At 52.7% G+C, this 2,302-nt stretch carries 1 tRNA gene and 1 rRNA gene; both read right to left on the bottom strand.

Annotation, left to right across the window (positions count from 1 at the left end):
* Nucleotides 1-8: 8 nt before the first annotated feature.
* Nucleotides 9-82 (bottom strand) — tRNA-Ile (locus tag HMPREF1640_RS12115).
* A 250-nt stretch (nt 83-332) separates the two neighbouring features.
* Nucleotides 333-1,865, bottom strand: a 16S ribosomal RNA gene (locus HMPREF1640_RS12110).
* Between the last annotated feature and the right edge of the window lie 437 nt (nt 1,866-2,302).

Below are 2,302 nucleotides of genomic sequence, written 5' to 3'. Positions count from 1 at the left end.
ACGGGAAGTAGTCCCAGGCAGACTTGAACTGCCGACCTCCACATTATCAGTGTGGCGCTCTAACCAACTGAGCTATAGGACTGTGTCCGAGTGGTGCCTGTCCAAGACCCAGGACGAACAATGTCGCCCAGCTTCCGCTTTCTCTTGATCTATACAGCAATATATAAAATAAACAGCGAAAGAAGCACGAGAAAATGGTATAAACAACGAGCGAGGTAAAAGTGCCTCTTGCGGCAAGGCCAGAAGCCATGCCACGCTCCTGAAAACGAACGTCCTTTTTGGCCACAAGCGAAAAAAAGACTTCATCTTTCTTGAAAGGCGTACAGCTCCAGAAAGGAGGTGTTCCAGCCGCACCTTCCGGTACGGCTACCTTGTTACGACTTAGCCCCAATCACCGGTTTTGCCCTAGGCCGCTCCTTGACGGTTACGGACTTCAGGCACCCCCAGCTTTCATGGCTTGACGGGCGGTGTGTACAAGGCCCGGGAACGTATTCACCGCGCCATGGCTGATGCGCGATTACTAGCGAATCCAGCTTCGTGGGGTCGGGTTGCAGACCCCAGTCCGAACTGAGGGGGGATTTCTTGATTGGACCGAGCTTGCGCGCGGCCGACTCGCTGTGCCCCCCATTGTAACACGTGTGTAGCCCCGGACGTAAGGGCCGTGCTGATTTGACGTCATCCCCACCTTCCTCGCACCTTGCGGTGGCAGTGTCCGCAGAGTGCCCAGCACTACCTGATGGCAACTACGGAGAGGGGTTGCGCTCGTTATGGCACTTAAGCCGACACCTCACGGCACGAGCTGACGACAACCATGCAGCACCTCCACCGGCGCCCCGAGGGGCCTCACCATCTCTGGATCGTTCGCCGGCAGTTCAAGCCCGGGTAAGGTTCCTCGCGTATCATCGAATTAAACCACATGTTCCTCCGCTTGTGCGGGCCCCCGTCAATTCCTTTGAGTTTCACCGTTGCCGGCGTACTCCCCAGGTGGGATGCTTAACGCTTTCGCTTAGCCGCGTACCATAAAAGGCACACAGCGAGCATCCATCGTTTACCGTGCGGACTACCAGGGTATCTAATCCTGTTTGATACCCGCACCTTCGAGCTTAAGCGTCAGTGCCGCTCCCGTCAGCTGCCTTCGCAATCGGAGTTCTTCGTCATATCTAAGCATTTCACCGCTACACGACGAATTCCGCCAACGTTGCGCGTACTCAAGCGTTCCAGTTCGCGCTGCGATGCAGACGTTGGGCGCCTACATTTCACAACACGCTTAAAACGCGGCCTACGCTCCCTTTAAACCCAATAAATCCGGATAACGCCCGGACCTTCCGTATTACCGCGGCTGCTGGCACGGAATTAGCCGGTCCTTATTCATGCGGTACCTGCAAAAGCCCACACGTGGACTCCTTTATCCCCGCATAAAAGCAGTTTACAACCCATAGGGCCGTCTTCCTGCACGCTACTTGGCTGGTTCAGGCTCCCGCCCATTGACCAATATTCCTCACTGCTGCCTCCCGTAGGAGTTAGGACCGTGTCTCAGTTCCTATGTGGGGGACCTTCCTCTCAGAACCCCTACCGATCGATGGCTTGGTGGGCCGTTACCCCGCCAACAACCTAATCGGACGCATCCCCATCCCATACCGATAAATCTTTGTTCCATCAACGATGCCCTTGGTGGAAAATATAAGGTATTAGCCCACATTTCTGCGGGTTGTCCCTTAGTGTGGGGCAGGTTGGATACGCGTTACTCACCCGTGCGCCGGTCGACGTCCATCAGGCGCAAGCGCTTGATGCCGTTTCCCCTCGACTTGCATGTGTTAAGCCTGTAGCTAGCGTTCATCCTGAGCCAGGATCAAACTCTCCATTGTAAAATATCTATCGCGCCTGACGGCATGCCCCCAAAAAAGGACAACCGAAAGGCGAGTCTGTCTCTGTCAACAGGACGCCTATCATTTATTGAAGCATAAAGCAATTAAACCTGATTTGTCCAAATGAGAATTGGACGGCTCGTTCATTTACCCAAGACGCAAACGGTATTAAGGCAACTAAAACCCAAAGACCGACACGTCTCGCTTCTCGTACTACTTCTCTGTCTATGTAAATATTCTCAAAGAACGCTTCTTTTGTCGTGCCAACCGAAATAATTTCGGAAAGCGAGTGCAAAGGTAAGCAATCAAAGGTTAGTCTCCAAACTTTTGATGGAAAAATATCGAAACACGCGGCACTTTTTCCGAAATCATTACAAAATGCGACTGAAAGCAGAACGTTCTCATTATTATATTATATAAGAAGGCGGGAAGAAAAA

It is taken from the genome of Prevotella sp. S7-1-8 (genome assembly GCF_000758925.1).
Lineage (GTDB): Bacteria > Bacteroidota > Bacteroidia > Bacteroidales > Bacteroidaceae > Prevotella.
The sequence above is the reverse complement of the archived record's forward strand: the minus strand, read 5'-3'. Positions and strand labels throughout refer to the sequence as shown.